Origin of the sequence: Pontibacter fetidus, assembly GCF_010119545.1 — a bacterium.
Lineage (GTDB): Bacteria > Bacteroidota > Bacteroidia > Cytophagales > Hymenobacteraceae > Pontibacter > Pontibacter fetidus.
The window spans coordinates 1-26,292 of sequence record NZ_JAAEAA010000012.1; the positions used below are offsets into that span (position 1 = coordinate 1).

Annotated in this window: 24 protein-coding genes; 3 read left to right on the forward strand and 21 right to left on the reverse strand. The window is 37.5% G+C overall.

The genetic code is table 11. From position 1 onward, the window contains the following. The 20 genes from GWO68_RS17830 to GWO68_RS10415 all read right to left on the reverse strand — a co-directional run. The coding region (locus tag GWO68_RS17830; RefSeq protein ID WP_235942016.1) for a hypothetical protein at nt 1–206 on the reverse strand (206 nt) is incomplete at its 3' end. Nucleotides 207–502: 296 nt separating this feature from the next. Beyond that, nucleotides 503–1,657, reverse strand: coding sequence for a glycosyltransferase family protein (locus tag GWO68_RS10325; RefSeq protein WP_162346371.1), 1,155 nt, complete (start codon nt 1,655–1,657; stop codon nt 503–505). Next, nucleotides 1,644–2,762: a DegT/DnrJ/EryC1/StrS family aminotransferase gene (locus GWO68_RS10330; protein WP_162346372.1), complete on the reverse strand. Its 1,119-nt coding sequence runs from the start codon at nt 2,760–2,762 to the stop codon at nt 1,644–1,646. Before GWO68_RS10330 ends, GWO68_RS10325 begins: the two co-directional genes overlap by 14 nt. A 2-nt stretch (nt 2,763–2,764) precedes the next feature. Beyond that, nucleotides 2,765–3,226: an acyltransferase gene (locus GWO68_RS10335; protein ID WP_162346373.1), complete on the reverse strand. Its 462-nt coding sequence runs from the start codon at nt 3,224–3,226 to the stop codon at nt 2,765–2,767. Then, nucleotides 3,223–4,236 carry a Gfo/Idh/MocA family protein gene (locus GWO68_RS10340; RefSeq protein WP_162346374.1) on the reverse strand — a complete coding sequence of 338 codons (1,014 nt, stop codon included), beginning with the start codon at nt 4,234–4,236 and terminating at the stop codon, nt 3,223–3,225. The genes GWO68_RS10335 and GWO68_RS10340 overlap by 4 nt, the downstream gene beginning before the upstream one ends. A 178-nt stretch (nt 4,237–4,414) precedes the next feature. Then, entirely contained in the window at nt 4,415–5,179 is a 765-nt protein-coding gene (locus GWO68_RS10345; RefSeq protein WP_162346375.1) for an acyltransferase, read from the reverse strand. A gap of 88 nt (nt 5,180–5,267) precedes the next feature. Next, on the reverse strand, nt 5,268–6,137 hold the full coding sequence (locus GWO68_RS10350) for a glycosyltransferase family 2 protein (RefSeq protein ID WP_162346376.1): 870 nt from the start codon (nt 6,135–6,137) through the stop codon (nt 5,268–5,270). Then, nucleotides 6,127–7,365, reverse strand: coding sequence for a glycosyltransferase family 4 protein (locus tag GWO68_RS10355; protein ID WP_162346377.1), 1,239 nt, complete (start codon nt 7,363–7,365; stop codon nt 6,127–6,129). The genes GWO68_RS10350 and GWO68_RS10355 overlap by 11 nt, the downstream gene beginning before the upstream one ends. A gap of 4 nt (nt 7,366–7,369) precedes the next feature. Beyond that, the gene (locus GWO68_RS10360) at nt 7,370–8,398 is read right to left on the reverse strand and encodes a hypothetical protein (protein ID WP_162346378.1); all 1,029 of its coding nucleotides are present in this window, start codon (nt 8,396–8,398) and stop codon (nt 7,370–7,372) included. Next, nucleotides 8,395–9,747 (reverse strand): glycosyltransferase family 4 protein, encoded by a 1,353-nt coding sequence (locus GWO68_RS10365; protein WP_162346379.1) that lies wholly within the window; start codon nt 9,745–9,747, stop codon nt 8,395–8,397. The genes GWO68_RS10360 and GWO68_RS10365 overlap by 4 nt, the downstream gene beginning before the upstream one ends. Further along, nucleotides 9,723–10,700 carry a glycosyltransferase family 2 protein gene (locus GWO68_RS10370; protein ID WP_162346380.1) on the reverse strand — a complete coding sequence of 326 codons (978 nt, stop codon included), beginning with the start codon at nt 10,698–10,700 and terminating at the stop codon, nt 9,723–9,725. The genes GWO68_RS10365 and GWO68_RS10370 overlap by 25 nt, the downstream gene beginning before the upstream one ends. 13 nt (nt 10,701–10,713) lie before the next feature. Next, nucleotides 10,714–11,376, reverse strand: coding sequence for a class I SAM-dependent methyltransferase (locus tag GWO68_RS10375; RefSeq protein ID WP_162346381.1), 663 nt, complete (start codon nt 11,374–11,376; stop codon nt 10,714–10,716). Next, nucleotides 11,348–12,301, reverse strand: coding sequence for a glycosyltransferase family 17 protein (locus GWO68_RS10380; protein ID WP_162346382.1), 954 nt, complete (start codon nt 12,299–12,301; stop codon nt 11,348–11,350). Before GWO68_RS10380 ends, GWO68_RS10375 begins: the two co-directional genes overlap by 29 nt. Beyond that, nucleotides 12,298–13,569 carry an ABC transporter ATP-binding protein gene (locus GWO68_RS10385; RefSeq protein WP_162346383.1) on the reverse strand — a complete coding sequence of 424 codons (1,272 nt, stop codon included), beginning with the start codon at nt 13,567–13,569 and terminating at the stop codon, nt 12,298–12,300. Before GWO68_RS10385 ends, GWO68_RS10380 begins: the two co-directional genes overlap by 4 nt. A gap of 4 nt (nt 13,570–13,573) precedes the next feature. Beyond that, a complete protein-coding gene (locus GWO68_RS10390) occupies nt 13,574–14,425 on the reverse strand; it encodes an ABC transporter permease (RefSeq protein WP_162346384.1) in 852 nt (283 codons plus the stop codon). Nucleotides 14,426–14,692: 267 nt separating this feature from the next. Beyond that, nucleotides 14,693–15,805: a GDP-mannose 4,6-dehydratase gene (gene gmd / locus GWO68_RS10395; RefSeq protein WP_162346385.1), complete on the reverse strand. Its 1,113-nt coding sequence runs from the start codon at nt 15,803–15,805 to the stop codon at nt 14,693–14,695. A gap of 108 nt (nt 15,806–15,913) precedes the next feature. Next, complete coding sequence (fcl, locus tag GWO68_RS10400) at nt 15,914–16,858, reverse strand: GDP-L-fucose synthase (RefSeq protein ID WP_162346386.1); 945 nt, start codon at nt 16,856–16,858, stop codon at nt 15,914–15,916. Nucleotides 16,859–16,983: 125 nt separating this feature from the next. After that, nucleotides 16,984–19,362, reverse strand: coding sequence for a GumC family protein (locus tag GWO68_RS10405; RefSeq protein WP_162346387.1), 2,379 nt, complete (start codon nt 19,360–19,362; stop codon nt 16,984–16,986). Nucleotides 19,363–19,394: 32 nt separating this feature from the next. After that, nucleotides 19,395–20,177: a polysaccharide biosynthesis/export family protein gene (locus tag GWO68_RS10410; protein WP_162346388.1), complete on the reverse strand. Its 783-nt coding sequence runs from the start codon at nt 20,175–20,177 to the stop codon at nt 19,395–19,397. 133 nt (nt 20,178–20,310) lie between these two features. Then, complete coding sequence (locus GWO68_RS10415; protein WP_162346389.1) at nt 20,311–21,102, reverse strand: DUF481 domain-containing protein; 792 nt, start codon at nt 21,100–21,102, stop codon at nt 20,311–20,313. A gap of 291 nt (nt 21,103–21,393) precedes the next feature. Here GWO68_RS10415 and GWO68_RS10420 point away from each other — a divergent pair, with 291 nt between their 5' ends. Continuing rightward, nucleotides 21,394–22,050: an HD domain-containing protein gene (locus GWO68_RS10420; protein ID WP_162346390.1), complete on the forward strand. Its 657-nt coding sequence runs from the start codon at nt 21,394–21,396 to the stop codon at nt 22,048–22,050. 83 nt (nt 22,051–22,133) lie between these two features. Then, nucleotides 22,134–24,128 carry a cation:proton antiporter domain-containing protein gene (locus tag GWO68_RS10425; protein WP_162346391.1) on the forward strand — a complete coding sequence of 665 codons (1,995 nt, stop codon included), beginning with the start codon at nt 22,134–22,136 and terminating at the stop codon, nt 24,126–24,128. Nucleotides 24,129–24,152: 24 nt separating this feature from the next. Here GWO68_RS10425 and GWO68_RS10430 read toward each other — a convergent pair whose 3' ends face one another. After that, nucleotides 24,153–24,740: a DUF4136 domain-containing protein gene (locus GWO68_RS10430; protein ID WP_162346392.1), complete on the reverse strand. Its 588-nt coding sequence runs from the start codon at nt 24,738–24,740 to the stop codon at nt 24,153–24,155. Nucleotides 24,741–24,938: 198 nt separating this feature from the next. Between GWO68_RS10430 and GWO68_RS10435 the strand changes: the two genes are divergently transcribed. Further along, nucleotides 24,939–26,228 (forward strand): acetyl-CoA hydrolase/transferase family protein, encoded by a 1,290-nt coding sequence (locus tag GWO68_RS10435; RefSeq protein ID WP_162346393.1) that lies wholly within the window; start codon nt 24,939–24,941, stop codon nt 26,226–26,228. Nucleotides 26,229–26,292: the final 64 nt, after the last annotated feature.

Sequence of the window (26,292 nt, forward strand, 5' to 3'; positions counted from 1 at the left end):
TCATTTATATTATCAAGGAACTTATTAGAAAATCCTAACCTGTAGGCTACTTTATTTAAAATAGAAGTTCCTAAATATCTTCTAAATGGGGTCTGAATATCATATTTGAAAACTTGTATCCTCAATAATTTAAATGATTCGCTATAAAAGTTTTCAAGCGCTCCTTGTCCAAAAGAACCAATTATAAGAATTTTATCAATCTTCATTAGGTGAATTTGCTAATCATAGATATTGTGGACAAAAATATTGTATATGGTGATAAACTATAAAAGCAATTATTACCATAAGGATTTTATATTAAGTTTAGATTTCTTACTTCACTAATTCAATAACTAAAAGTAAAGCTTTTCTCTAACTACAATAGTGAGTAAAATCTTTTAAATCAAACATCACAAAAACCTATGTTTGAGTGTGAAGCATATCATTTATTTTTCAGAAAAAGAGTAATCCCCCCTTGTTAAATCTAAGCTTTCTGATGACATGTAATTGATTTTTAAGACAACTAATTCTTATTTAATACAACTCTACAAATTCTATCGAGCTGGTCTGTATAACGATTATGTAAAACAAACCCCACCCTTTGCTCTTGTAATTCAGCTTTATTCCAAAAATCTAAACTTGTAATCACCTCCTCAAATTTAGCGCTAAAGCTTTCCTGAGTGTCTTCATCTGCAAAGGCTAATAAGTGTCTATAGTTTAAGTAAGTATCTATCTTATAAGATACTATTACTTTACCAGTACTTAGATACTCCAGAATCTTATGCGAGTTTGACCTGTCAGATGTGCCATGAGCCAGGTTATATAGTAACAGAAAAACATCCATGTTGCTGATCTGCGTAGCCAGATCGCTGCCAGTAACTTTGCCATGGAGTATTACATTAGGCGCATTCTTCAGTTTATCAATAAATAAAACAGTATCGTTAGTATTAGCTCCTGCAAGGTTATTATTGTTAAAAGTATAAGGCCCCCAAAGGTTAAACTCTACATCTTTGTGTTTCTCAATTAAGTGTAAAAGCAAAGGCCTGTCAACCTCGGACCTGAGCAGGTTTCCAACATACCCTACCTTAATTGGCTGGTTTTGCTTTATCTTATAGTTTCCGCTTTGTAAAATAGTAAGGTTGTGTTTTGCCAATTTTGCAAAAACTTCGCTTACACCATGGTTAATAAAATACGCTGGCGTTGTTAGCCCTTTATAAGCAGAGAGTATTTTTTCAGAAACCGAGAAAATAATATCCGCAGAATTACCAGGTTTAACTTGATAATGATAAACAATTGGATCTACAGGGTGGAATATATTATACTTAGCGCCAAACCAGTTAAGATCGCTATAGATATTAGGATCAAAACACCAGACTACATCAATAATGTGATCTAAAAAATTCATTACCTTATTCACCTGCCATCTCATAAGCAAATCAAAAACAGGTCTGAATTTAAAACGCCATGAGATATTGAAGAAGGGTCTGAAAGTAAGTACCTGAATATTTGCCGCAACATCTAATAAGTTAAAAGACACAGGGGCATTCGCATTAGGGGGATTAAGAAATATCACCTTGTTGCCCCTGCTTGCAAGCTCAACTGCATAATGGTGTTTAGATACGAATATATCGCCCCAGGGCTGAGGCGATATAAGCAGTATGGTTTTATTTCGCAGCATTTGTAAGCATAAATTCCTTTACCGCATCTGTAACATACATTTGTTGCTCTTCTGTCAACTCCGGATACAAAGGCAACGATAAAAGCTCATGCTGGTAACAAGATGCAACCGGTATATCTTCAGGCTTGTACGCAAGGTGATCATATGCAGGCAACAAAGGTAATGCTGTCGGGTAATGTATCGCTGTTTCAATACCTTTTTCCGCCAGGTATTCCTTTAGTTCATCACGGTAGTTTGTACGGATAGCATATATATGAAAGCTGTGCTCTGTTTCCGGCCTTACTGTTGGAAGGTTAATGCCTGGCAAATCCTCTAAAAGTTTAGAATACAGGGAAGCTTTATCAATACGCTTGCGCGTCCAGGAATGTATATGCTTAAGTTTAGTTTCCAGTATGGCTGCCTGCATTCCATCCAGCCTGCTGTTAATACCTTCCATTAAATGATGATGTTTTTTCAGGGCACCATGGTTGGCATACATACGACATTTTTCGGCAAGGGCATCATTATTGGTTAGTATACAACCGGCATCACCGTAAGCTCCCAGGTTCTTACCCGGGTAAAAGCTAAAAGTAGCAGCATCTCCGAAGGTGCCTGCATATTTACCCTCAAAAGCTGAAAAATGAGACTGTGCGCAATCTTCTATCAAAAATAACCCGTATTCTTCACAAATAGCTTGTATAGCAATAATATCTGCCATCTGCCCGTGGAGGTGTACCGGAATTATTGCCTTGGTGCGCGCAGTAATTTTATCTCTTATCAGGTCAGGGTTTATAGTATAATGTACCGGGTCAATGTCTATAAAAACAGGAGTAGCACCAGCCTGCGATATAGTTTCAGAAGTAGATATCCAACTGTTAGCTACCGTAATTACTTCGTCGCCGGGTTCTACTCCAAGCATCCTCAAGGCTATGTAAATGGCATCTGTACCATTTGCCACGCTTATACAATTCTTTACGCCGTAAGCCTCTGCAAAGGCATTTTCAAACGACTTTACATATTTACCGCCAATAAAAGCTGTTTCGCGGATAACATTTTCAATAGCAAAATCAATTTCAGGTTTTATGGTCAGGTACTGCGCATGCAGATCTACAAAAGGTACATTCATGTTTATAAAAGTTTAATTAAACGGGCAGGGTTTCCTGCATATATACCAGGCTTTGTTATATCCTTTGTAACAACTGCACCGGCCCCGATCACTACATCGTCGCATATTGTTACTGGAAGTATGGTGGCATTTGTACCTATAGATACATTATTACCAACTACAGTATTTTTCCATAAGGCTTTGTTCCCTCTTGCGGGACCGCCACCAGCAAACAAATCATTTATAAACATAGCCCCATGGGATACAAAACAATCATTACCTACAGTAACAAGCTCACAGATAAAACTATGTGATTGAATGCGGCAATTATTTCCTATGGTTACATCCTTTTGTATCTCTACAAATGGTCCTATAAAAGTATTGTCTCCAATGGTGCAACCATAAATATTTACAGGCTCTACAATTGTAACATCTTTCCCGAAAGTTACATCTCTAACACAAACTTCCTTTTTGATATAACTCATTTTAAGTTTATAGCCTGGGTATATATTTTATCAATTATCTCAACAGTTTTTAAGCCCTCAAAGCCGTTGGTGGCTATAATACCGCCATTAGAAAGCACATCTACCACATTGGCATAAACCTTATCATGGTTCGACATAGAGCCAAAATATTGTCCATAACTATTAGGAGGATTTCCGGCAGGCAGGTCTTTAATTTCGTAGTTTTCTATCTGCTGGTACTCCAGTTCATTCAGGTACTGGCCTCCAATTTTTACTGTACCTTTCTCCCCGAAAATGGTAAGGGAACCTTCCATGTTTTTGCCATAGCTGTTTACCGAATAATTTATAGTTCCGATCACGCCATTGTAAAACTGTAAAGCTACTACCCCATTATCTTCAAACTCAATAATACCCTGATGTCCGAAATTGCCGGTAAAAGCTTGTACCTGTTTTACATCGCCTACCATCCAGTACAATAAGTCTATAAAATGACTGAACTGTGTATATAAAGTGCCGCCGTCAAGCTGATTAGTCCCCTTCCAGGAATTGGCGTAATAAGCCTCGTTCCGGTTCCAGAAACAGTTTAATTGTACGCTATAGATCCTGCCAAGGCGGCCTTCATCTATTACATGTTTTACAGCAGCTACAGGTGGGTTATACCTGTTCTGTTTAACAATGAAGAGCCGCTTATTTGCACGTTCCGCCTCTTTAATCATCTCACCACAATCGTGTACGTTTATAGCCATTGGCTTTTCACACAACACATGGCATCCTGCCCGCAAAGCCTGTATGGTATGTTGTGCATGTAAACCATTTGGGCTGCATACTGCTACTACATCAATATTATTTTGTTGAGCTTGTAACATTTCATCAGCCGAGCTATATGAAGCGGCCTGAAACTGAGCGCCTAACCCTTCCGATTTCGCATTATCTGTATCACAAACTGCTACAAGCTTTCCGTTATTTTGTATGTGTTCGGCATGACGCCGGGCAATACGACCACAACCAATTATGGCAAAGCGAATTTTCATTTTAATTAGTTATATTTATATAGAATAGCTTTATTATAATTGATAACCAATTATATCTATTAAAATTTCAGTAGATAGAGCAATATAATATTTGACAAGTTGTAAAATATAAGATTAAATTAACCAAAAGTTTTCTAAATATAGGTTTGATTCAGTATAAGGATAAAGCTATCAAAATTTACTCCTGTTTATAATAATTTTCTTTAATACATTTTGCGGGAATCCCACCATATAAACTGCCATCTGGAATATCCTTTGTAACAACAGAGCCTGCTGCAACAATTGCACGCTTTCCTATTTTGACACCAGGTAGTATAATCACCCTAGAACCAATCCAAGCACCATCTTCGATTAGTACTTTCCCTAATTTTAATGGGCCGTTCCAAGCTGCGTTAGATTCAGTTTTGTAATCATGATCATGGGTATAGATGATACAACTTGGACCTAGTGCAACTTCTTTTCCTATAATTACATTGTCAGACACATCAATAGTAGAAGCATCTCCAATATTTGAGCCTTGCCCAATCACTAATTTACCTTTTGTATGCGGTTCACGAGCAAATATTGAGCATGCTGAAGCGATTTTAGCATAAGAATGGACTTCCCAATCAGAATGTATATATAGTCTGCTATTTTGCCCTATTTGACAGAACTTTCCTATAAAAAAAGAAGAATTATCAGCTAAAGCTATGGCTACCCCATTTTCAACTGTAGTACTCTCACTAATTTCAAATTTACTTCCTTTCCCAATGCCAAATTTTACATTACTACCAATCTTAGAATTATTTCCCAAACTTAGTTTTCCTTTACCTTCAATTATAAAGGGGAAACTAAGTTTTAGATTTTTACCCCGGATAGTCTTGTTTAATAAGAAAAGCCATTGTAAATTCTTTGCTATTTTCAAGACAAAATACTTTATTAATAAAGCTGCAATTTGAAACATATTAAAGTTTGTAACTAAGAAACTTTTGTCCTGAATGAAAGATTAATATAATCGGTGTTTTCTAAATTGTCGTTCAACTCCTGTGTAATTAAAAGGCTGAATTAATTTTCGCCTCAGTATTATAATGTTCAATTAAATTAAATCCGGCAAAAAAACCATTCCGCAATGTTTTACTGATAATAAACTTCTTTTGCTGTTTATAATTGTTTTTTAAACAGGTTAACCTATCATACTCAGAAAGCGGGCAATAATTAGACTTTAAATAATATTCAGCAACTTTAAGGTATTCAAATTCCACTAAATAATTATCTCTTGTTTTCTGCATTTCCTGCTCTTCATGTGCTCTATACCATACAATACCCTCTGGCATCAAAACAACAGGATAATAGCAAGCAATGTGATTCCACATAGCAAAGTCTCCAGAAACTGCTTCGTGTGGAAAGCCACAGATATCAGTAAATGCTTTACGCCTGAATATGGAAGATAAAGGTGCTTTATTAAATATACCTCTACCCTGCAAATAATGAGCTTTGTAAGATTGTTCCGGGGTTAATTGGTAAGGATATATTAGTTGATCATCCTGCTTTATAGAACATAATCCATAACCTGCTTCAGGAAACTGTTCCATATAGTAAACTAGCTGCTCTAAACCATAAGGATACAGTAAGTCATCAGAATCAAGGTATTTAAGATATTCTCCTTTCGAATACTTTACTATCTCATTCCGGTTTCTAAATTGGCCTAGATTTACTTTGTTGCGGTAAGCTTTTATTCGAGAATCCTTAACTGAATATTCTAAAGCTATTTCAAAAGTCCGATCTTTAGAGAAATCATCCAGTATTATTAGTTCCCAGTTAGTATATGTTGAAGCAAATATACTTTCAATTGATTTAGCAATATATTTTTCACGATTATAAGATGTCATTAAAACACTTATCAACGGATCATTATTTTTCATTTGTTGCTAAGCTTTTTAAAAAGTGATTCATTTTATCTCCAATCTTGTTCCAGGAAAAACTATCTTCTACAAACGCTCTTGCCAATTTTCTTTGTTTTTCAGCAAGTGATGCATCTTCCAACAATTTTAAAATAGCACCAGCAAACTTAATTGGCTCATCTGCTAGTAGTATAGTGCCTGTCGGGTAATCAACGCCTTCGGCACCTATGGTAGTTGATACTACAGGATTTCCCAATGACATTGCTTCTAAAATTTTAAGACGTGTACCACTACCTAATGTGAGTGGGGCAACTGCAACATTATTCTCATAATAATATGGCACTACACTATCTACACGCCCAGTAAAAACAATACCGTCCTTACTTTTTAAGGTGTCAAATGCTTTGCTTTCGTTACCCTGTCCAACTACTGTTAAATATGCATCAGGTCTTTGTTCTATAACCAAAGGAAGAACGCTATTACAAAACCATAGTAAACCCTCGCGATTAGCCACAGTATCTAAGTGGCCACAAAAAATGATACCATTACCAAGCTTCTTAATATCAAGATAAGGTTTTAGATCTAAATCAACTCCATTAGGAACGACCGTACTCTTTAATGAACCCTTCATATTGATATTCTTCAATATTTGTTCATCTTTGCTACTGCAGGCAACAAAAGCATGAATAAAATCATTAAGCGAACTTTCAATTTTCTTTGTTCTTCTAATAACACGTAACATTAGCTCACTCTGCTTTTTTGTTTCAGCTTCTTTTGCCAATAGTATATGGTCAACATTATGAGCATCTAATATAAGTTTAGCATGCGGGAACTTCTTTTTAATGTATTTGGCTGCCATCATACTTTGTAAATGCTCGAAAATTATAACGTCATAATTCTTAGAATCTAATAATTGACTTAGGATGGAGTATATTTTTAGTAGCGTTTTATCAGCAGGCCCTTTTAAAGAACGTACTAAGTATCTGTAAACAATAGCATCAGCTATACGGTCAGGAATAAATCTATGAAGTAAACTGCTTGGCTCGTTATTAATGGGATTATAAATGGTTACATTTTCGGGTAAATAAAATGGACCTGATTTAATAAACTCCACCTTTGGTTGAAATACTATTACATCAACTTCATGTTCTGCAGCTAAAGCTTTAAGCAAATTAAAACAACGCAAAGCCCCTCCATTTTGAGGCGGGTATAAGTTTCGATAAGGTATGATATGTAAAATTTTAGCCACAGACTTAATTGTTAAGAATGGCTTTTAATGATTTTGATAGTGCATCAAGATCCCCTTCGTAAAAATAAGGGTAATGATTATAGAACGTGTTAAAAACATTTTTTGGCGTTTCAACAGGATCGTAATTGTTTTTAAGACGAAAAAGTTGATTCTCAAGCCCATGTATATCTTTGTACACAATAAAGCAATCCGGCAACTCGCCTTCACCACCAGGTTGCAAATTCTCACCTTTTCGCCATGCCATGGGCCAAGCGCTTGTTGGTGTGGCTACCATACAGCCAGTGGCCAGACATTCTGCTATTGGCAATCCGAATGCCTCAGGAGATTGCAATAATAATATTACACCTTGTTTATAAATCTCTCTTATTTCCTGGATTTCGTACCTACTCTCTAAAGAGATATATTTAATATTAAGTTTATGAAGTAAATCAAGTTGTGCTTGTCTTAATTTTTTGTACCCTGATTGCTCAAAATCTACGATTACAATAAATTCATTTTTAATAACGGGACTTAATCCTGTATATGTAATATCTAACCCAATTTTGCTCCAAGAATTATCTGGATTACTTTTGATCTCTGTTACATCAGAAACTGCAAAGTGCCAGTCATACCTTTCAATACTATGGTCATTATTTTGTGTAAGTTTTACAATTTGTGTAGGAGCGTTTCCTAAATAATAAACCTCATAAAATGCTAACGGCATTTCAGGATATAGTTTTTTTAAATGCTCTATGTTATAATAATTCCTCCAAAAACCGTTTGGTGTACACTCACAAAAAACGATTAAATTATATTCCCCTAATTTTGAAAAATTGCGATAGTCCCTTAATAAATTAGAAACCTTTTCATAAAGTTTAAAGTGTAATTTAGCTTTATTCCTGGTTTCAGACAAAAGTGGAAAGGCTCTAGCAAACGTGTCAAAAATTTCTAAAATATCGGCTGTTACATTCAGTTTTGAAAACATAAACTGAAGACTTAAAGCTAATACTTTCGGACTATTATTACCATTTCGTGTTACTATTGCAACTTTCATTTAATTTCTTGCAACATAGTTTTAACATCACTTTCAATTTGCTTCCAGTTATAAGAAGTTTCTATAGTCTTACGACCTTCTGAACCTAATTTAACTTTTAATTCTTTATCAGATAGAACTGCTAAACAAGCATTAATAAATTCTTCAGGAGTATCAGCCAAAGTGATGTTTGAAACATTAACATCCAAACCTTCAGCTCCTATAGTAGTGCTCACAACCGCTTTGTTCATAGCCCAAGCTTCCAATATTTTAAGCCTAGTGCCGCTGCCATATCTTAGAGGTACAACACATAAATCAGCACTGTTGTAAACAGGTCTCATGTCTTCCGGAGAATCAATTATTTTTACAGGTAGATTTAAATTTATATACTTTGTAGTGCTTGCTGCATTTCTGCCTGCTATCACAAAACAAATACTGGGTATTTGTAAAAGTAAATCTGGAAGTATTTGCCTAGCAAAATAAATAACAGCATCAATATTAGGCTTATAACCCATATCACCAGTAAATAGAATTATCTTATCAACAACATCATCTTTTGATAACGAAACTGCTTTGAAAAAATTAATATCAACTCCATTAGGGACTACTTTTATATTTGCATTGCTAGCTAATTCTAAAAACTTTTTTTTATCTATTAAAGAGCAAGTAAAAACTAAATCAGCATTGTTTATAGTTTCAATTTCTACCTGCTTCATTAAATCCAGATTAAGCTTATGCCTATATTTTTGTGAATGAATGTCACTTTCTGATAGCAGTTGCTTATAAAACTGGCTTTCAATATTATGTGTATTGACAATCTTAAAAGGAATATTTTTTATAACAGGAAATACAAGAGACCCTATGTAAGAGAAGTCTATAATTACTAAATCATAAGTTTTTGAATTAACTAACTTTTGAAGTTCAGGCTTGATAAGTTGAAAATTTAAATAGCGTTCATAGCTTCTGGCTGGCAAAACAGTATTAATTAAGCTAAGCTTAATTAATAATCGATACCAATTTATTAACCAAAAACTAATAGCTCTATGAGTAAGCTTCTCTTTTACAAATACATAATTTATAAGATAATTAAATTCATAATCGGACAAGATTAAGGGCAATAAGATACCGACTAATGTTGCAATCTTTCTTAATATTGTTTTCTTAGTACCGTATTGGTTTTGCTTTACATGTAAAATATTACGTACAAAGTTATTTAAAAGTGACTTCGCCTCAGAGGATAAACGCCACAAAACAACTAAGTCAACAATACCTGCCTTAGCAGCCGCTTTTAGAAGGTGATAAGATCTCCTGCCCCCCCCACTTGGTGGAACAGGTGGATCAGGAGTTATAAATAAAATTTCTTTAGGCATGTAGTCATAGAATTAGGGTATAAGATTTTATCAATTCTTAATCTAACTTTTATACCTATTGAATTCTTGAAAAAATAAGTGTAAAGGAATATAAGTAAAAGATTTTGTTTAAAACCTGTTGCAAGCTTAAATGAGTGAGTTAAAGATTTAATCAGCGATAATCTCATTTCTGATAATCTCAGTCTATTCAAATACCAATTCGTAACTTTAAAAGACAAAGAATATTTCTGTGAAATACTATTTAGCCATAATGCAAATAAATAATCAGCCTGAAATTTCTCATTTCTAAAAAAACCAGAATTAGATGAAATGTTTGTACCACTTAATCGCCAATAAATCTGACCATTTGGGATTGTAACGATCTTGCTTTCTTTTGAAAAATTAATCCAAGAAGCTATATCACTTCCCCAAGCTGCCGGGAATTCTACAAAACCATTGCAGTTGTTATAAGTAGATTTTGAGAATATATATTCAACTACAGTTGAGAACCTTTTACCTGCAACATAAGCTGAGGCATATTCCCAACCTGTTTCATCAGTATAATGAATTAATTCCCCAATCTCTCTACCATCTTTATCTATCTTTCTCAGATTAAAACGGAATAAATTACTATCTGGATTTGTAACTAATGAATTATAAAAACTTTCAACGCAGTTTTTACTCATTAAGTCATCATCAGAAAATAACCATAGCCATTTCTCTCCGATTGTTAAACTTATAGATCTAGCCCAATGCTTTACTAAAGAATAACTTCCTAAATTTTCCTCGAACTTATAATATATTAAATCAATTCTATTATTAAAACCATCTACAATAGACTTTAAATTTTCCGGGCTATTATCATCACCTATATAGACAGTAAAATTTTTACATGTTTGCTCTGATATAGAATTTAAACAATCATGCAAATACTTAGCTTTATAAGCTGGAATAACAATCGCAAGATCTTTCAAAACCTTCTATTTTTTATATAATTGGTGTAGCCAAAATTGCAAATTGTAAATATTTCATCTCCTCATACCTATTCGCAGTTAGGAAATTTAAAATTCGTAATTTAGAATTCATGTGAGGATTTATACCATTAATAGTTATGACTTTATACCCACATTCCTCAAACATTCTAATTATACTTTTTTTAGTAAAAAACCGGAGGTGGGTTTTATCTAATATACCCTCATTTTCATATTTCCAATCTTTATTTATCACTACAGAATATAATGTAGTAAAATGTAAAATATTTGGAATTGAACAAAAGATGAACCCGTCTTTTGTAATGTTTTCTTTTATCTTTTTTAAAATGCATTCTGGATCTATAAGATGTTCGAGCACATCATTAAAAAAAACACAGTCAAAATAGCATTTTGGTAATTCATTTATCGCTTCTTCTATTCCTGAATTGATTACTTTAAATAGTTTACTCTTAGCTTCATTTGCTGAAAAATAATTTGGCTCAACTCCCCATACTTCTTCAATATTAAATACATTCTTAATGTTATAACTAAAAGAACCATTAGAGCAGCCTATATCAACACTTCTGTTAATTCCTTCTGGTATAAAAGGATATAATTCTACCCTTTTATGAGAATAATATGATTCTGGTTTATTTATATATTCCTCTTTTAATTCCATATTTCATTTTATTTAAGTTTACTTTAAGTATGTTTAATAACATTTTATTTAAAGTATAAGGTATATTTCTAATGAGCGGTAATGTTTTTATCCTAAACCTGAAAATTATATTTATGGGATTAAATCTAGTAAATAAACTTGGCCTAAATACCAAATTATTTAATTCAGAAGTTAGAATGAAAGGTTTTAATTCAGCGTAATCCTCACTGGATTTAAACGAATAATTTATCTCATATCTTTCATATAAATCTATACCGTTTTGAATACACCTTAATATCCTTGATTTATCCAGATAATATAAATTATTAAATTCTTGATGTGAAAAAGATTCTATTTTTTCGATAAACTTATCTAAATTAAAACCAAACAAATAACTAAAATGCCAACCTGTTTTGCAATCAGAAGTACATAGAACAGTTTGAGTTATTGATTTGTAATAACTTTTGCGGTCGCCAATGGGTATATTTTTAATGTCTCTATAGTTTGCAGCTAAGTTAACTTTATAACTACAGTTTGATTTCAAATTAATAAAATAATAATAAACAGGAAGCTCAATCAATATTGGTAATTTAAAACAAGCATCTCTTAAAATTGTAGGCAGGTTCAAAATTTCGTCAACATCAGACAAAAATATTATATCATTAGGGTGACATTCTTTTAAACCTTCTTTTATATAATTTCTTTGAAAATATTCATATTCCCAGCTAGGTAAGTTGGGCATTAGAGGTGCTTCTAAATAAATTATCTTATCTTTAAACTTATTAAATCTACTTCTATTTTCATAAAAGAAAAGTGGTTTAGAATTGCCAGAAAGTGTTCTTTTGGATTCAACTAGAACAAAATAATCTACATGGTTTTCTAAGAAATTTAATCTCAATTCAAGAAGATCTAACTCAGAATTAAAAATAAAACAATCGTATATCATGTTAAAGAAATTATATTCCAGTTTGCTTCAGTAAATAATTTAACATGTTGAGGAAAACCACCTGGCCTTTTAACCTTATTAGAGTTCAACACAGAAAAAGACAAAATATCATGTATTCCATGGAGAAGAATTCCATTATCCATTATAAATACATCAATCCAATAAAGTCCAGGGCTAAAATCAATACTTGTCAAATTAAATACCATTTCTATAACCTCACCCTCATTTAAAGAAAATGTCCTACCTGAATCTAGGCTAGTGATATGACTTATTAGTTCTCCAAAATTATTCTTGAAGTTAATCCCTATCTCTATATTTTGAGCTGAATGATTTGCTTGGATTTTTAACTTAAATTCTGCGGGATATCCTATTAAAAATTCATTTGAAGATTTATTAGTATAATTAGTATATAATTCAATATTTAATAATTCAATATTTAAATTACCCTTTATTTGGCTCTCCAAAACCATAGTACTTGTTAGAGTAGTATAATGATCTAAAACTTGTTCAATAGGACCTTCTGATATGGATTGACCGTTACTTAATAGTAAACCTTTATTGCATAATTGATAAATAGCGGCCATATTATGGCTAACAAATAAAACAGTACGACCTTCTTTAGTACTTACATCCTGCATCTTACCAATAGCCTTTTTCTGAAACTCAGTATCACCTACAGCTAATACCTCATCAACAATCAAAATCTCAGGATCAAGATGTGCTGCTACTGCAAATGCAAGTCTTACTCGCATACCAGAAGAATAACGCTTTACAGGTGTGTCAATATACCGCTCTGTACCAGAAAAAGCTACTATCTCATCAAACTTAGTGCGTATCTCAGATTTGGTCATACCCAAAATAGCTCCATTTAAAAATATGTTTTCACGTCCTGTCAGATCTTCATGAAAACCAGTACCTACCTCTAAAAGTGAAGCAATACGGCCTTTTGCTTTGATTGTTCCTGTAGTTGGTGCAGTAACTCTTGATAGTAGTTTAAGAAGTGTTGATTTACCAGCGCCATTTTTCCCTATTATACCTAATACCTCCCCCTGTTTAACTTCAAAGTTAATATCGCGAAGTGCCCAAGTATACTTACTTATAGCTTTAGTAGATCTGTCGTTTACTTCACCAATTTTAAGGTATGGGTCTTCCTTACCACGCACTTTATGCCACCAACGGTTCAAATCATGAGAGATAGTACCTGTACCTAACTCTCCTAACCTGTATTGCTTTGACAGGTTCTCTACTTTAATAACAGTATCGCTCATAAGGTTAAACTGTATCCATAAATGATTTCTCTACTTTATTAAACACTACAATACCTAGTGCTAACACAACGAAAGCAAATAAAGTAGAATACCCTAAATACATCCAGTTAAAAGAACCCTCTCCAACAAAAGCATAACGGAAAGTTTCGATGATGCTTGTCATAGGGTTGGCTAAAATAAAAGGCTTATATTTTTCAGGAAGCGTTGAAAGCGGATAAATTACAGGAGAGGCATACATAGCCAACTGCACACCGAATGTTATCAGGAATTTGAGGTCGCGATACTTGGTGGTCATGGCGGAAATCAGCATGCCAAACCCTAAACCTAAAGCCGCCATAAGGATGATCAGGAAAGGCACCAGCACCATTGCCCAGGTTGGTTGCACATCTGCACCAGTAAACATGAAATAGGACAGCAATGCCAGGAACAAGATAAACTGTACGCCAAACTTCAGCAGGTTAGATACTACTATAGATAAGGGTATGATCAGCCTTGGGAAATATACCTTACCAAAAATATTGGCATTCTGGATGAATGTATTGGAAGTTGTAGTAAGACATTCAGAAAAGTAATTCCAGCCAACTATACCCGCCATATAAAACAATGGTCCGGGTATACCGTCGGTGGAGATACCAGCTATGTTACCAAAAACGATCGTGAAGGTAATTGTTGTAAAAAGCGGCTGCAGGAAAAACCAGATCGGCCCCAGAATGGTTTGCTTGTAAACCGCTACAAAATCGCGACGTACAAACATCTGTAACAAATCCCGGTAGCGCCAGACTTCCTTTAGTTGTAAATCAAAAAGACCTGAGCTTGGCTTTATGACCAGGGTCCAGTCTTCGTCTTGTTCTTTCATCAAAAAAGGTGGTATTCGGTTTCGTTAAAATTACCCTAAAATGAGTATAAATTTAATCATTCCTTTTGGGTAATTAGTAATGTAACGCACAAATCATTTGCGCTATTATAAGCAGAAAACCCACCCCTACCCCTCCCAGGAGGGGAATTGTACAGTTTAGCGTAACTCCCAACAGATGGAAAGGTAAAGGTGGATTTGTATAATTATATTAAATGCAAATTAAAACGCTTACAGGTCTTAAAGATGCAAAGAGGTGTATATACCTGATTACTCGTGGTAGTTAAGCACGCGGTGGCCGCCTTCCATCAGGTACGTATCACGCTTAAAGAGCTCCATGTCGGCCTGCATCATGTCTTTTACCAGGGCAGCAAGGTCGTATTTTGGTTCCCAGCCCAGTTTGGTCTTAGACTTTGTTGCATCACCAATTAGAAGCTCCACTTCAGTTGGTCTGAAATAATTAGGGTCTACACAAACAACTTCCTTACCAATCTCCAGTTGGTACTCTGGGTTATTGCAGGCAGCAACATAGCCTTTTTCGTCAATACCTTCGCCTTTATACTCAATTTCGATGCCAACTTCAGCAAACGACATTTTCACGAAATCGCGTACGGTCGTTGTTACGCCTGTTGCAATAACAAAGTCCTCTGGTATGTCCTGCTGCAGAATGCGCCACATGGCTTCCACATAATCTTTAGCATGGCCCCAGTCGCGTTTGGCATCCATGTTACCAAGGTATAGTTTGTCCTGTAGTTTAAGGGCAATACGGGATGCGGCTCTTGTTATTTTACGTGTTACAAAAGTCTCGCCTCTTAGCGGTGATTCGTGGTTGAACAGAATACCGTTGCAGGCAAACATATTATAAGCTTCTCTATAGTTTACAGTTATCCAGTAAGCATACAGTTTAGCTACGGCATATGGAGAACGCGGGTAGAAAGGCGTTGTCTCGGACTGAGGAACAGCCTGCACCAGGCCATAAAGTTCAGACGTAGATGCCTGGTAAATTCTCGTTTTCTCGGTTAAGCCTAATATCCTGATTGCTTCCAGGATTCTTAGTGTTCCTATTCCGTCAGCATTTGCAGTGTACTCAGGCGTATCGAAACTTACCTTCACATGACTCATGGCTGCAAGGTTATAGATCTCATCAGGCTGTGTTTCCTGAATAATGCGGATGATGTTGGTTGAATCGGTCAGGTCACCGTAATGCAGTTTAAAGTTTATATTCTTTTCGTGCGGGTCCTGGTACAAGTGATCGATACGATCAGTGTTAAACATAGAGCTACGACGTTTTAAGCCGTGAACTTTATATCCTTTGCTTAATAATAATTCGGCTAAATATGCTCCGTCTTGTCCGGTTACACCGGTTATAAGGGCTGTCTTCATTATATTTGATTATGTAAAATAGGGATAAGTATATCTAAGATGCTCTATACTTATACTTAAGGTAAAGGTTTTATACTTAAATTATATTTAATACAATACTTTATTGAATTAAAGGATTTCGTGTGTTGCATGCTTTTCTTTAAAGTCCTGGTAAGCGAGTTGTACACCCTCATGCAGGTCAACTTTATGCTTAAACCCTGTGTTATGTAACTTGCTTACGTCCATTAATTTACGGGGTGTGCCATCCGGCTTGGAGGTATCGAAAACCAGTTCACCCGCAAAACCGGTAACTTCTTTTACTAGTAGTGCCAGGTCTTTTATAGAGATATCCTCCCCTGTACCTATGTTAACTAACTCTTTTTCATTGTAGTGCTCCATCAGGTAAAGGCATGCTTCTGCTAGGTCATCTGCAAACAGAAACTCACGCTTAGGAGTGCCTGTTCCCCAGACAACTACTTCTTTCGCACCGCATTCTTTGGCATCATGGAACTTACGGATCAGGGCCGGTAACACATGAGAGTTATTCAGATCATAGTTATCATTGTAACCATATAAGTTAGTAGGCATTACACTTATAAAATTACAACCATATTGGTCACGGTAAGCCTCACACAGTTTTATGCCTGCAATCTTGGCTATGGCATAAGGTTCATTGGTTTGTTCCAGGGGACCGGTTAACAAATAGTCTTCTTTAAGAGGCTGCGGAGCTAACTTAGGATAAATGCAGGATGAACCCAGGAACATAAGCTTTTTAACCTGATTTATGTACGCTGAATGAATGATATTGGCTTCAATCATCAGGTTATCATACAGGAAATCGGCACGGTAAGTATTATTTGCATGAATGCCTCCTACTTTTGCAGCGGCCAGAAAAACATAATCAGGTTTTTCGTCCGCAAAAAAAGAAGCTACTGCATTCTGGTCTCTTAAATCTAGTTCAGATGATGTTTTAGTTAACAGATTTGTATAGCCATTTGCCTGTAGTTTTCGGCAGATAGCCGAACCTACCATGCCCCTGTGACCGGCTAGGTAGATCTTTGCGTTTTTTTCCATATTAAGGATGATAATGTTACTTGCTAAAGAAGTAAATTAAGAAATATTGAAAATTGTATGATACTTGCTCTTTTTGGTTTCTCCTTACGGTGAATAAGGCAAATTGGTGGTATCAAAAATATAATTTAAAATCTAAACCGTTTCCACCAAGGCTGATGTTCCATATCATCAGCATAGTATCCATAACCGTAGCCATAGCCGTAGCCATACCCGTAATTTAATTTACGATAATCAACATCGTTAAACAGAATGGCTGTATTCTGGATCTTCCCTGACACGTATTGCTGCTGAATATTGGTTAAGAATGACTTTAACGTGTAATTCTGACGCACCATATAAATATTAGCATCAGCCTGTTGCATTAACTCTAAGCCATCGGATAGTATACCAACGGGCGGCGTATCAATAATAATATAATCGAACTCTTGCCGGAGTTTTAGAAGCAGTTCATCCATTCGCTTATTCAATAGTAATTCTGATGGGTTCGGAGGTATATCTCCGGAAGGTAGAATAGATAAATGCTCCTGGATGGTCTGATGGATTATTTCATCTAAACCAGCAAAGCCAGCTAAAAAATTACTTAAACCAACCCTGCTGGTAACACCATAATCCGTGTTATTATTTGGCTTACGCATATCTGCATTAATGAGCAAAGTACGCTCCCCGGAGATTGCGAAAATATACGCCAAGTTTTTTGCTGAAAAAGTTTTGCCTTCACCACTGATAGAAGAAGTAATAACGAATATCTTGCCGCTCTCATTATCCGCATTTAACATAAAGCGCAAATTGGACCTAACTGTACGGAAAGCTTCGGCTAATGCAGATTTAGGGCTTTGATCGATCAGGCTGGAACTACCTTTTTTGTTATGTCCCACCATCCCGAGTACAGGGAGAGCAGTAAATTTTTTAATATCTTCAACAGTACTGATTTTATTATTAAAAAAGTCTTTTCCAAATATGAATGCCAGCGGAATAGCCAGGCCTAACAGCAACGCTGTAGTATAGTTTTTAGAACTTGTTGGAGCAATCTGAGCAGAAACCTGCGCTTCGGTTAAGATAGTAACATCAGACGTATTGGCAGCTTTAGCTATACCTGCTTCTGCACGTTTTTCCATTAGAAAAACATACAGGTTTTCGCTGAGGCTATATAAACGCTGGATGTTAATTAATTTTCTTTCAGCAGTTGGTAATTTTTGTAATTGCCCGGAAGCATCTGAAATACGCTTGTTTAATTCATTTAAAGCAATATTATTTGCTGATTCTATACTTCTTATATTTTCAAGAAGATTTGACCTCAGTTCTGCTAATTGCCGCTGTTTTAATTTTAATTCATTTGACAAAATGGGATTGGCCTGGTTCTCATTCTTCCTTAAAACTTCAATATCAGACTGGATTTTAACAAATTCCCCGATCAGTTGGTTGAGAACGGGGTCATTTATTCCAAAGTTTGAAGGAACAACTATATTTTCTTCTTTTGAATCGTTCCTTAAATACCGTTTTAAGTAATTATAATATCTGTCATTAACCAGTAGAACTGCCTTTTCCTTTTCAAGATCCTGAATATTTCCGGCAATCTTACCTCCTTCACTACTTAGACTCAGCCTTGAGTTATCTTTTTTAAAGGTCTCCAGCCTGCTTTCAATAAAGTAAAGGGAATCACTTATTTGTTGTAGTTGCTCATCAATAAAACTGAGCGTATTAATTGCATTTGTATTTTTAATATTAAGATTATGCTCAACATACGTTTGCATGTGAGCATTAAGAAAATCTTTTTCCTTTTCAGGTGTAGTACCCGAAAGTTTTAAAACAAGAGCAGAAGCGCCGCCAGGCATTTCTGATACATTTAATGCAGACGCATAATAATTAGCTAATTCTTCAGGCTGATTAATTCTGAATAATAACTCGTTTGGTTCCTCTGTTGGAATATTGTTCTTTATAATAGCTGTAAAGGTAAAACCATTTACAGTATATGTAGATCCGGATAGAAACTGTTTAGCACTAAACTGATTATTCCAGGCTAGATCCTCCGTCTGTAGCTCATATTTATTATTATCTAATGGTATAAATCTAAAGAGAACACCATAGGGAATATTTATTGAAGAGGAATCAAAAGTTACGGAGAAAGGTGAAGCGCCCTTATACGCTTCCGATAGTTTGATATTCCCTTGTTGGTAATGTGTTACATCAAAGTCTAACTTTTGAAGCGTTTGTTTTACCAAAGCCTTTGTTTTTATCAGGATTGACTCATTGGAAAGCTCCTGTGAACCCTGAAATACGTCAGCTCCATACAATAATGCAGCTGCAGAAGCTCCCTGATCTACAGGTTTAACCACCATTACAGAGGATTTCACTTCATATAATGGAATGGTGTACCTATTTATCAAAAAAGCAATCGAAATTGCAATCAAAACAGATGCTAATATCCAATACCAATACTGCAAAGCTTTTGCAAGTAGCTTCTGAATATCAAAACCTGCATCCTGAGGATTTACTTTATTTTCCAAGTGAAATAGTAGCTTAGGCTGCTTATAATATTTTATCTAACCAACTGATTAACAATGAGTACAATTGCCGAAACAACTGACAATGTCAAGCTTACATTGGCAATTAAATTCTCCCTGATGTTCTTAGCCGGTAGCGGGTCGACTACGATCATATCATTAGGTTGCAGGTAAAAATTGGCCTGTGCGATAGTTTTGTCATCCAATAAACTGAAGGTATATAGTTTTGCTTTACCTGCTTCGTAGCGCACTAATTTAATTTGCCCCCGATTAGCATAAGCAGTAAAACCACCGGCATTAGCAATAGCCTCCATCAAGTTTATGTCATCCTGGTAGGTCGTAAACTGGCCTTGCTTTGACACCTCCCCTATAACAGAAAAACGAAATGTCAGGAAACGCATATTTACGGTTGGGTCGGTGAGGTACGGCTTAAGGGCTTCTGTTACTTTAAGGCGCGCTTCAGCTAATGTTAGTCCTTGCAAGTTTACTTTTCCTACTGTCGGGATCAGTATATTTCCTTCTGTATCCAAAGTATAACCTTCTAATACGGGATCGGAAGTAGTGGTAGCTGTAGTTGCCTGGCCTAAAAAGTTATACTCGGTTGGTGTGGTGGTCTGTACCTTTAAAGAAAGCACATCGCCGGGCTTCAAGGTATAAACCGGGCGTTGCAGGTTAAATGTTTTCAAAAGCTCATCTGCTTTGGACTGATCTTTTGGATCGGGCTTATCCTGTAGCAGAACTAATCTTTTTTGGGGCACACAAGACGCGAACAGTAGTACGCCCAGCAGCACGAAAAGTATAGAAAGGGTGTTTCGCATTTTAAAGTGCTTCTACACTATAGGTTTAAGTTTGAGTTAGCGCTTTTATAGCTGCTTATAGTTATTCTAATTGGTGAAATTACTAAAAAATCTCTTCCAATTAATGTATCATAAAGGAATTATATAGCAAAAACTAAAAATTAACCTGTATACCGTTGGTTATAGCATACACAAACCTGGTTACAGGTACTATTGGTTTATCCTCGAAAGTACAATTAAACCCAGTCCGGAAAGACAAAGTACTATTAAGTTTAAATAAAAGGTTCATGTCGCCGCTGACACGGTTACGAAAAGAATCAATTTTAGTATCATAACCTGTCTGGAAATAAACAATTGCCTCTGTTGTAACGTGGTCGTTTATAACTGCTTTGTTGCTGATATAGTTGGTAAGCTTAGGCAAACTCGATTCAATTATCCCTTCCGTTTCGTCCGGCGACTGCCATTTTTCATACTCGTGCATAACGCCGCTGCCAACGTATAGGTTGGTTTTGGGTTTACGAAGTATAGCATACCTCACTCCTGCTCCTGCCAGGGTACGCAATTCCAGGCCGCGGGCCCTGTCTGACTGGAGTTGGGTGAACAACTCATAAGATAGCCGGCGCTGGCGGTATAAGTTAACCCGAAAATGGGCATACCCATTACTGGCAATCGTATTGCGTTGCTCTTTGTTGTCGTAATTTATAAGCAGGTAATTATAGTAGTTTAACAGCAGGTAACTGTGTCTGGCAGAAATATACGCCACATCACTGTTAAATGTTAATTGCAGAAAGTTATTTGGGTTATTCTTACCGGCATTACGGTTAAACATCGAAAAATTGAGCCCTGCTTTTCCGGTCATGTAATTAGCTGAATCCTGTTCTATGCGGGCACGTTCTATGTTAAGTATTTGTGCATTGGCCTGAACTATAGTGAACAAACAGCTCATAAAGTACGGCACCAACAGCATTAAACTAACCCTTATGCATCGGTGAAGTGTATCTGGGGCAGAAAACCTTATTACTTTGGGAATTGAATTGAGTGAAATGGCAAACATCCTTCAAGTCTACAGCATAAATCAGAAATCACCAAAAGCAACTATAAATTTTGCACTGGAATTGACAGCAGCAAAAATGTATCAGGCTGTAAATCATGCCACTCTAGAACCACCTTGTCTACGATATCACTAAAACTTGTAGGTTTATCTATAAATCAGCAGTTTTGGGTAAGATTATAAGCCATGCTTACACAGGAACAAATCATAACTCAAACAGCAGCCTACGTTCAGAAAATGCTTACCGGCGAAGGTTCAGGCCACGATTGGTGGCATATACTACGTGTTTGGAACAATGCCAAAACGATTGCCGCCACTGAAACGGCACAGCTTTTTATAGTTGAACTGGCCGCTCTGTTACATGACATTGGCGACCACAAATTCCATAACGGAGACGAAACAGTTGGCCCGCGCATGGCTGCAGCATGGCTCCAATCACTGAAAGTACCCGATGAAACTATAGAAACTGTCTGTACTATAATTAAGGAGTTATCTTTTAAAGGAGCCGGTACCACTTCAGAAATGAGCAGCATAGAAGGCGAGATTGTGCAGGATGCTGACCGCCTGGATGCCATTGGCGCGATAGGTATAGCCCGAACGTTTGCTTACGGAGGTCACAAAAACCGTGAGCTATATAACCCGGATATCAAGCCTGAATTACACGATACCTTTGAAGCTTACAAAAACAGCACTGCTCCAACTATAAATCATTTTTACGAGAAGCTTTTGCTTCTCAAAGACCGTATGCATACCCAAACAGCCAAAACAATGGCCGAACAACGACACGGGTACATGGAGACTTACCTGGAACAATTTTTCGCAGAATGGGGTGGTGAAAGGTAATGCCTGCTATGCTCCTGTTTAATTTGTTTTCTTTTTTCCCGTACACCAACTAAACTATAACTCTGCTGTAACTATACACCACTATGGAAATACCGGTACTTGATGATGTTGTGATCATACTCGGGTTGGCCGTGGTGGTAATTTTATCGTTTCAGCGGTTCAGGTTGCCCACTATACTCGGCTTTTTAATTACGGGAGTTATTGCCGGTCCGCATGGGTTAAGCCTGGTTGACAACATCCACAACATTGAGATACTGGCGGAGATCGGCGTTATCATGCTGCTTTTCATTATCGGTATGGAATTCTCGCTGCGCAAGCTGGCTCTCATAAAACGGACCATTTTTATTGGTGGCACCACCCAGGTGCTGGGCTCTATACTGCTGGCAACTGCAGTTATGCTCTTGCTCAATTATTCGCTGGGGCAATCTATCTTTATTGGCTTTCTGATTTCGCTCAGCAGCACTGCTATAGTGCTTAAACTCCTACAGGATAACGGGGAATTTAACAGTCCGCATGGTAAAATTGTGCTGGCTATACTTATTTTCCAGGATATTGTGGTTGTGCCCATGATGCTGCTTACACCGCTACTAACCGGTAAAGCAGATAACATCGGTTTCCAGCTGCTGTTAATGTTTTTAAAAGGCTTGCTGGTTATAGTTGTGGTATTAATTAGTGCCCGATACCTGGTACCGCGGCTGCTATACTTAGTGGCTCAAACTAAAAGCAAAGAACTGTTTATACTTTCTATTGTAGCCATTTGCTTTATGGTGGCCTGGCTAACATCCAGTTTGGGGCTGTCGCTGGCGCTTGGCGCGTTTATGGCCGGGCTTATCATTTCAGAATCAGAATATAGTCACCAGGCAACAAGTAATATTTTACCATTTCGCGAGATCTTTACCAGTTTTTTCTTTGTCTCGATCGGCATGTTACTCGATATGTCGTTTCTGCTCACGCACCTGCCCCTGGTTTTGCTCTTTACCTTGGGTACCTTCCTGATCAATACACTGGTGGCTACGGTAGCAGCTCGCCTGTTGCAGTACCCGCTTCGCACAGCTATACTTGCCGGTATCGCCCTGTTTCAGGTTGGTGAATTTGCCTTCATACTTTCCAAAACGGGGCTATCTTATGGGTTGCTCACTCCTGTTACTTACCAGTACTTCCTGTCGGTTTCGTTACTCACGATGGCCTTAACGCCATTTGCTATACAGCACTCGCGCCGCATGGCTTCCTTTATCAGTCTTAAATTACTGGGCAAATCAGAACCTATACCTTTTGAGAACTATAGCCATACCCCATCCGAGGAACTACCCGAACTGGAAGACCATATTGTAATTATAGGGTTTGGCATAAACGGCCGCAATGTGGCCAAAGCTGCACGCTTCGCAAAAATCCCCTATACAATTATAGAAATGAATGCCGTAACCGTTAAAAAAGAGCGGCACCGTGGCGAACCTATACTTTTTGGGGATGCGGTACATACCATGATCCTGTCGCATGTAAATGTACACAAAGCGCGTGTGGTGGTTATTGCCATCTCAGACCCGGATGCGACCAAGCGAATTATTGCAGCCGTGCGCCAGGTTAGTGCCAAAGTGCATATCATAGTCCGGACCCGTTTTGTTGAGGAAATGAATGAAAACTTCAGGATTGGCGCTGATGAAGTAATACCGGAAGAATTTGAAACGTCTATTGAAATATTTACCCGGGTGCTATCCAAGTACCTGATGCCGCGCGATGAAATTGAGCACTTCACACAACTGATACGCTCTGATAACTATGATATGCTGCGAAGCTTACCCGGCAGTGGCAACGCCATCACAAACCTGTCGCACGACTTGCCCGACATTGAAGTAGCTAGCCTACGCGTTTATACCTCCGATAGCTCTATAGTTGAAAAAGCACTGGCAGATGCTAACCTGCGCGGTCGGTTTAATATTACACTCGTCGCTATAAAACGCGAAAGGCAAACTATACTGGATATAAATGCACACACGGTCATAAAAAAAGGTGACGTGATTTATGTAGTAGGTAAACCGGATGATGTGTACCGGTTTGGCAATTACCTGAAAGAAGAGTAAAGCAGCCGCAACTATAGTTATCGATTATTTCCTGCTTTTTAACGGAGCTAATACTTTTGCTACCTCATTTTTAACAGAACTATAGTTGGCTTTAAAATTAGAGATCGCACCTTCAGCCCATCCTCTCCACACAATTTCGTCTGTCGCCGGTTTTATCAGGTCTATAATCAGGGTTCCGCTTTTATACAGGTCTACGGCCCGGTAACCAGGCAATGCTTCGTGCCCGTAAATATAGCGGTACCCCGACATGTAGGCGTAACTATAGCCAAAGCCATCACTAAAACTACCCGGTACATCTTTTTCTACTGGCACCGATACACTTACATCATAGGCCACTAAAACGTCAGGGTTACCATTGGTAGCTTTCGTAAATCCTTTTGTCTGCATTTGTTCTTCTATCGCTTTGCGTAAGTGCTGGTTTAGCGCAGCGGTATAACCTTCGTCGTAGGCGATGGGGGCTTCAGGCTGGTCCTGGTACCAGGCATAGGTCTTAATGGCGGTGGTGTTCGCTCCTTCTGCCGATACGCTGTTTGGTTTAGACGATATAGAGCTTGTTACGCAACTGCTAAGCAACAGCAAGCACAAAAAGAGCAGCGGGAAATATTTTTTCATAGGTGTATACTTTATGCCTGTTACGCAGATACGGGTAGCTATAGTTAATATCTGCGTAAATCGGTGTCAATTTAACAATCAATTCGGATTGGTGATGATTATCATTTTAAAAATTAATGCAAGGGTATAGCTTGCACGCAATAAATAAAACTACAAACATCACTATAAAGTATAGTTCTGGAAAGTAATCCCGAAAATATGGCACCAACTACACCTACATACACTACCGCCGAAGCAGCGTTATCGATTATTAAATCAGGCGACAGAGTTTTTTTACACGGCAGCGCAGCCACACCGCAATACATGATACGCAAACTGGCCGAACGCGCCGATGAACTACGCGATGTGGAACTGGTAAGCATTAGCACCTTTGGAGAAATGCCCTGTGCCGAAGAAAAATACGCTGGCTCTTTTTATATAAACTCCCTGTTTGTTTCGGCCAATGTGCGTGATGCTGTAAATAGCGGCCGCGGCGATTATGTGCCTATCTTTTTAAGTGAGATACCGCAGTTGTTCCGGTTGGGCATTATGCCGCTGGATGTAGCTATAGTTCATGTGTCGCCACCAGACAGGCATGGTTACTGCTCGCTGGGCGTATCCGTAGATATTGCCCGTGAAGCCGTAAAACGAGCCAAACATGTAATTGCCCAGGTAAACCCGCAAATGCCCCGTACCCACGGCGATGCACTTATCCATATCAGGAGGTTTGATGCGCTGGTAGAAGTAAATGAGGCATTGCCGGAAGTAGATTATAGTGGGCGCATTACCGCAACCGAAGAAGCCATAGGCCGCAACGTAGCAGAACTGGTAGAAGATAAAGCCACCCTGCAAATGGGTATCGGTGCTATACCAGATGCCGTGCTAAGGAGCCTTACAAACCACAAAGGCCTGGGCATCCATACCGAAATGTTCTCAAACGGCATTTTACCACTTATCGAGAACGGCGTTATCACAAACGAACACAAAAAGTTTTTACCCGGTCGTATAGCCACAGCCTTTATAGCCGGTAACCGCTCGCTTTACAATTATGTGGATGATAACCCCCTGATTACCATGCTCAGTACAGATGTGGCAAATGACGTGTCCATCATTAAAACCAACAATAAAGTTACAGCCATCAACAGTGCTATCGAAATAGACCTTACCGGGCAGGTTGTTTCTGACTCTATTGGTACTTACCAGTTCTCAGGGGTTGGCGGGCAGATGGACTTTATACGGGGAGCGGCACTGTCAAAAGGCGGGAAACCAATTATTGCATTGCCATCTGTTACGCACAAGGGAGTTTCGCGCATTACGCCTTTCCTGAACCCGGGTGGTGGCGTAGTTACCACGCGAGCACACGTACATTATGTAGTTACCGAATATGGCGTAGCGTATTTGTATGGTAAAAACCTGCGTCAGCGGGCCAAAGCACTCATTGACATTGCGCACCCCGACCACCGCGAGCGCCTGACCCAGGAAGCCATGCTGCGCTTTAAAAACCTGTAAGCAGCAAACATAAATTCCGGGTTTACGTGTATGCTAAAAAAATCAGAATATATACGCGATGGAT

Coding starts and splice junctions, on each gene's coding strand:
- GWO68_RS10325 (WP_162346371.1), bottom strand. CDS start 1,657: ATGCTGCGAAATAAAACCATACTGCTTATATCGCCTCAGCCCTGGGGC.
- GWO68_RS10330 (WP_162346372.1), bottom strand. CDS start 2,762: ATGAATGTACCTTTTGTAGATCTGCATGCGCAGTACCTGACCATAAAA.
- GWO68_RS10335 (WP_162346373.1), bottom strand. CDS start 3,226: ATGAGTTATATCAAAAAGGAAGTTTGTGTTAGAGATGTAACTTTCGGG.
- GWO68_RS10340 (WP_162346374.1), bottom strand. CDS start 4,236: ATGAAAATTCGCTTTGCCATAATTGGTTGTGGTCGTATTGCCCGGCGT.
- GWO68_RS10345 (WP_162346375.1), bottom strand. CDS start 5,179: ATGTTTCAAATTGCAGCTTTATTAATAAAGTATTTTGTCTTGAAAATA.
- GWO68_RS10350 (WP_162346376.1), bottom strand. CDS start 6,137: ATGAAAAATAATGATCCGTTGATAAGTGTTTTAATGACATCTTATAAT.
- GWO68_RS10360 (WP_162346378.1), bottom strand. CDS start 8,398: ATGAAAGTTGCAATAGTAACACGAAATGGTAATAATAGTCCGAAAGTA.
- GWO68_RS10365 (WP_162346379.1), bottom strand. CDS start 9,747: ATGCCTAAAGAAATTTTATTTATAACTCCTGATCCACCTGTTCCACCA.
- GWO68_RS10375 (WP_162346381.1), bottom strand. CDS start 11,376: ATGGAATTAAAAGAGGAATATATAAATAAACCAGAATCATATTATTCT.
- GWO68_RS10380 (WP_162346382.1), bottom strand. CDS start 12,301: ATGATATACGATTGTTTTATTTTTAATTCTGAGTTAGATCTTCTTGAA.
- GWO68_RS10385 (WP_162346383.1), bottom strand. CDS start 13,569: ATGAGCGATACTGTTATTAAAGTAGAGAACCTGTCAAAGCAATACAGG.
- GWO68_RS10390 (WP_162346384.1), bottom strand. CDS start 14,425: ATGAAAGAACAAGACGAAGACTGGACCCTGGTCATAAAGCCAAGCTCA.
- gmd (WP_162346385.1), bottom strand. CDS start 15,805: ATGAAGACAGCCCTTATAACCGGTGTAACCGGACAAGACGGAGCATAT.
- fcl (WP_162346386.1), bottom strand. CDS start 16,858: ATGGAAAAAAACGCAAAGATCTACCTAGCCGGTCACAGGGGCATGGTA.
- GWO68_RS10410 (WP_162346388.1), bottom strand. CDS start 20,177: ATGCGAAACACCCTTTCTATACTTTTCGTGCTGCTGGGCGTACTACTG.
- GWO68_RS10415 (WP_162346389.1), bottom strand. CDS start 21,102: ATGAGCTGTTTGTTCACTATAGTTCAGGCCAATGCACAAATACTTAAC.
- GWO68_RS10420 (WP_162346390.1), top strand. CDS start 21,394: ATGCTTACACAGGAACAAATCATAACTCAAACAGCAGCCTACGTTCAG.
- GWO68_RS10425 (WP_162346391.1), top strand. CDS start 22,134: ATGGAAATACCGGTACTTGATGATGTTGTGATCATACTCGGGTTGGCC.
- GWO68_RS10430 (WP_162346392.1), bottom strand. CDS start 24,740: ATGAAAAAATATTTCCCGCTGCTCTTTTTGTGCTTGCTGTTGCTTAGC.
- GWO68_RS10435 (WP_162346393.1), top strand. CDS start 24,939: ATGGCACCAACTACACCTACATACACTACCGCCGAAGCAGCGTTATCG.